General features: G+C 40.2%; 6 protein-coding genes. All 6 read right to left on the reverse strand.

The window, feature by feature from the left end; all coding sequences use genetic code 11:
* Positions 1 to 618, reverse strand: a 618-nt coding sequence (locus tag QZZ43_RS03780; RefSeq protein WP_291856411.1) for a carboxypeptidase-like regulatory domain-containing protein, incomplete at its 3' end; no start/stop codon positions are given.
* 105 nt (positions 619 to 723) lie between these two features.
* Positions 724 to 1,722 (reverse strand): FecR family protein, encoded by a 999-nt coding sequence (locus QZZ43_RS03785; protein ID WP_291856413.1) that lies wholly within the window; start codon positions 1,720 to 1,722, stop codon positions 724 to 726.
* A gap of 773 nt (positions 1,723 to 2,495) precedes the next feature.
* Positions 2,496 to 3,068, reverse strand: a complete 573-nt coding sequence (locus QZZ43_RS03790) for an RNA polymerase sigma-70 factor (RefSeq protein ID WP_291856415.1) — start codon at positions 3,066 to 3,068, stop codon at positions 2,496 to 2,498.
* Between the two features lie 244 nt (positions 3,069 to 3,312).
* Positions 3,313 to 3,687 carry a 2-amino-4-hydroxy-6-hydroxymethyldihydropteridine diphosphokinase gene (gene folK / locus QZZ43_RS03795; RefSeq protein WP_291856417.1) on the reverse strand — a complete coding sequence of 125 codons (375 nt, stop codon included), beginning with the start codon at positions 3,685 to 3,687 and terminating at the stop codon, positions 3,313 to 3,315.
* On the reverse strand, positions 3,684 to 4,043 hold the full coding sequence (locus tag QZZ43_RS03800; RefSeq protein WP_291856419.1) for a dihydroneopterin aldolase: 360 nt from the start codon (positions 4,041 to 4,043) through the stop codon (positions 3,684 to 3,686). Before QZZ43_RS03800 ends, folK begins: the two co-directional genes overlap by 4 nt.
* 3 nt (positions 4,044 to 4,046) lie before the next feature.
* Positions 4,047 to 4,766: an SDR family oxidoreductase gene (locus QZZ43_RS03805; RefSeq protein WP_291856421.1), complete on the reverse strand. Its 720-nt coding sequence runs from the start codon at positions 4,764 to 4,766 to the stop codon at positions 4,047 to 4,049.
* Between the last annotated feature and the right edge of the window lie 194 nt (positions 4,767 to 4,960).

Below are 4,960 nucleotides of genomic sequence, written 5' to 3' on the forward strand. Positions count from 1 at the left end.
CACATCGACCTCCGTTTGGCCTTCCAGCATTACCTGGCGGGTTTGCATTCCTATAAAGGAAAAAATAAGAGTTGCAGCATCATCGGGCACCTGAAGAGAATAGTTTCCGTCCATATCGGTGATGGTACCGGTTTGAGTACCTTTTATTTGTACTGTAACGCCGGGAACAGGATTTCCATCAGAGTCTACAACCTTCCCTCTTACAGGCAATTCATCCTGTTGAGAAAGTGGTAATCCGGATTTTTCTTTTCCTGCAGGAAAAATCACGACATGCTTGTCAACAATCCTGAAGTCAAGATGAGTGTTGGCAAAAATACCAGTCAGAACTTCAGTTACGGTCTCTCCTTCAGCTTCAACACTTATGGGAGCTACACTTTTCAACTGTTCATTCTGATAGAAAAAGCTCAAGCCGGTCTGCGCTTCAATGGAGTGTATCACCTCTGTGATTGAGCTGTTTTCCGTTTTTAAATTCAACGTCTCATTTTGCGACCAACCGGTAACAGCTGAAAGCTGAAACGTCAGGACTGTCACAAAAAACAGGGATAATTTCATAATTCGAAAGATTCGTTTGCGTACACAGGAATTTTCATCCCCTGTGCAATTCCACATTTTTTTCATAGATTTACAATGTTTTAGTTCACAATTAAAACGACCTTCAGCGCTGTTGGAGCAGCTGTTGAAGAAAATTCTGACGGGGGATGTTGGAGCATTCCCCGTTTGTTTTTAATTCATAGCCTTGGATTTTTCATTACTCTTCTTTTCTTTATGCAACACGATATGATTACTTTTCATTTCAACTTCAATTGGCACTGTAAGATTCACAAACTCAAAGACCTGATCCAGTCTTAAATTACGAATGGTTCCGGAGTAATGAATTCCCTTAAAGTCTCCGGGTTCATAATCTATTTTTATATCATACCACCTCTCAAGACGTGTAATTAAGTTTTCAAAAGCTTCATCTTTAAAAACCATTACACCGTCTCTCCATGCGAAGTTATCTTTTACCTGTCCGTTCTTCTTTATCATTTTGAGCGTGCGTTTGTCCAACAGAAGCACTTCACCCGGCTTCATCTGAACCCGCTCACCTTCTGATGATTTTACATTTACAGAGCCTTCAGATAAAGCCACCTCAACAGTATGGTCAGTGGAATAATTTTTTACATTAAACCTGGTTCCTGTAACTTTCACCTCCAGGCCTCCTGTTTCTACTAAAAACGGACTTGAGACGTCCTTCTCCACCTCAAAATAAGCTTCTCCCTCCAGCTGAATGCTGCGTTTTCGTCCAAAACGGTGTTCATAAACCAGCCGGGTGCTGTTATTCAACCAAACATTTGACCCGTCAGGCAATACAGCTTCGGTGCGTTGTCCTGAATCGGCAACAAGTTCTACACGCGTGGAATCAAACACATAAAGAAAATCTGAAACCAATGAGCCTAGAGAAATCAGGACAGCAATAGCGGCTGCTATTTTCCACCAGTTTAAGGTTCTTGTTTGAGATTGCAACAGACGCGCCCGGGTGAAAAACGACTCAACAGGAACTTCCTCTTCAGTTGAGTTTTCATTATAATACCTGTGCTGAAACAATCGCTTCAACACCTGATAACCTTGTTCATTTTGCTCACTGGAACTTCGCCACTTTCGCAGGACATTCTTTTCATCCTCCGATGCAGCAACCATCAAATTGCGGCCTATTATCCTGGATATATCTTTCTTTTTATTCATGTTCTTTTTGACATTTTACTTTCGCTCTCTTCTACTGCAATATGTCCTTTTTAGGATGGGTTTATAATATAAGGACACACTTTTTGCAGGATGTTACCAATTAAAATTGAGTTTTTTTTACTTTAATTTACACTAACCTGATTTTTTGATGATTGAGCACCTTCACATCACAGAAAATAATTCAATAGATGAGTTAGGAAGGCAGGGTTAAGAAGCTGAGGTTAGAGGTTTATCCTCTCTCTTGAAAGTCTCTTTTGGGAGGAGGCTCATGAATTAGGAACAAATAGGATTGGGGTTAACCTGGTGAAAGAAACCAAATAAACAGATAAAAATCAACCAATTTCTCGAAAGAGACCTGTTTTTACTCATTACCTTAATCGATTATTGACGTGCCTGTAAGATACGATATCCGAAATGGGAAGGCTAAACTTTAAAAATATGTATGCATCATTTAATAAGGGAAACTGGAACGTTGATGGTGCCGTTTTTTCTTGGAAGAGCAAAATTAGCCATGCAGCTCGATAATATATTCTAGAATAAAAAAATCGGACAATTGATTGATCTTCTATTACACTTGTGTCCGATTTTCAAACAGAGATTGCTTCACTATGTTCGCAATGAACAGGGCTTGATGCATTAATAATAGGTCCACCCACCACAACTATAGAAAAGGCAGGTCGCTGCGGGTGAAACGAAGAAATCTAAAGGAGAATTAATACTAGTAGAAAATAAATAACCACGCAAAAACAAACTATAGCCATTGCAAAGAACACTTAAAAAAACAACAAAAATGTTTTCAGCCCTGTGAAGTTTTTCCGGACAGAAAGATCCAATCCTAATGTTTCACCAATTTTCCGAACAGCGATGGAAATTTGATTATCCACGGTATTGACTGAAACCCCAAGTGCCTGAGCAGTCTCCTTCCTTGTTAACCCTTCCTCCCGCAACAACTTAAAAACCATCTTGCATTTCGACGGTAAACCTTCCACTGCTTCATTAAGAGCATCCAACATTTCTTCCGATATTAAATCATCTTCAGGAGTATTTTCATAGCGGTGTAAACTCACTTCGGCCTTCTCAAGAGAATCGGAATCATGTTGATTGCTTTTCCGAAGAAAATTAAAGCTGGAATTTCGAACTGCGACAAAAAGATAGGTTGTAAGATTTTCGATTTCGTCGAGGCCTTCCCTTTTTTCCCAGAGTTTCAGAAACACATCCATAACAATCTCTTCGGCCAATCCCTCTTCCTTCAAAAAAGAAACTGCAAAACGTTTCAATCTTACATAGTAAAGATCAAGCAGTTCTCGGAATTTAAATTCATCATATTGTTTGATTTTAAAGGACATGCAATTCTGAGTCTTTACGTTGGTGCTTTATTAAGAAAAGTCAAATATATAAAATAATCCTAAATCCCTTTTTAACATGCCCGCCAGGCTAATACAATAGTTCCAGTTTCCTCCAGGAGAGAGCTGTTTTTCAATGCTTTGTTCTCACTTCCTGAAAAAGATTTAAATTCAATCACCGTGAAAGAGAAGGATATTTCCCAAAACCAGACTTGTAAAAATTGTAATTTACCAGCAACCTTTTTACTCAAAAGTCCAACTGCTCCACCAACTTCTGCAAAAACTCCCGTTCGTAAAAATCCTTATCCACTACCTTTTGGTTCCAGATAAGAACATCCAGGTCTATCTCACGGGGACCGAATTTTGCACGGGAACGGTCGCGTCCCATTTCATCCTCGATTACTTTAAGGGCAGAAACCACCTCCTCCATGGAGAGATCAGTTCTTATTAAGGCAACAGCGTTCAGGAAATCAGGTTGGTCGGTAATTCCGATGGGAGAAGTTACAACCGGGCCGGCCTGTTTACTTAATTGAAATTGTTTTTGAAGCCGGTCAAAAGCATTTTCAATATTCTGTCTGGCATCAATATTCGATCCTAAGGCTATGACAGCTTCATGGCTCACAATTCCGATTTCTTTTTGGTAAGACTAAAGGAAACACTTTTTGCAAATCGCAAAGCATGTGGTTTGTCCACCTCAACAGCAACTTCCTCGACCCGTGACATATCCAAAATAAAGTTAGCCACTTCATTGGCTACTTTTTCCAGCAGATTGAACCTTCTGCTTTCAACAAGATCTATAATTTCTTTACAGATGTCCCGGTAGTTCAGTGCATCTTCGGGGTTATCGTTTATTTCCTCACCCTGTATTTGATATTGGATAGAGATATTCAACAGCAAATCCTGTTTTTTTCCCAATTCGTGAGGGTTAAACCCAACTTCGGTTCGAAGTAAAAGGTCTTTGATACAGATAGTCGCCATAGCTTAAATCAGATGAGAACCACTGTCACAAAAGATAATTTGTCCGGTGACAGAAGGATTGTTTAACAAAAAAGAGACTGAAGCGGAAATATCCTGAACAGCCACCTGCTGTTTCAAAGGAGTTTTTGCGATGACATCTGCCAGGTATTCGTTTCCTTTTCGGGGAGGAGGCAATACAGGCCCGGGAGCAATACCGTTCACCCTGACGTCAGGGGCAAAATCAAGAGCCGCCATTCGTGTCAATTCTGCAAGATTTTTCTTTGCCAACAGATAAGCCGCATAAATGCCTTCGTTTTTTACTATTTTAGTATCCAACATATTGACAATTGAGCCTTTTCCGAAAGTATTAACAAAAGCCTGGATTAAAAAGAAAGGAGCTTCAAAATTAACAGACATTTCTTTTCTCAAAAAATCAGCAGAAGTCTCCAGGAGTCTTCCGGAATTGAAGGTGCTGGCATTATTCACCAGTGCGTCCAACTGTTGGATATTGTCGGGTATTCTGTTAAAGACAGACAATACAGCATCCATATTAGATAAATCGCATTGCAATACCGGAAACTCCCTGTCGGGATAGGCTTCTTGCAATTCACCGGACAGCTGCAAAGCTTCGTCACGACTATGGTTATAGTGAATAACAACCTCCCAGCCTTCGTTAGCCAAAAATCTGGTAATCCCTGCTCCCACGCGCCGCGCGGCCCCGGTAATCAATACTGTCTTTCTCATAACAATGGATCATTAGTCCCAAAATGTCGGTAAAAATTCAGAAAACTTAGACTCAAAAAACAGGACACAGAATAGCTGTCAACTATACACCAAGGCAACTATTTTCTCCAATTCCTCTCTATCCGTTTCGTCAAAAGTATTTAATTCTCTGCTGTCAACATCAAGCACCGCCACAACGTTTCCACGCTTGTCAC

The organism is Marinilabilia sp. (assembly GCF_016278715.1).
Taxonomy (GTDB): domain Bacteria; phylum Bacteroidota; class Bacteroidia; order Bacteroidales; family Marinilabiliaceae; genus Marinilabilia.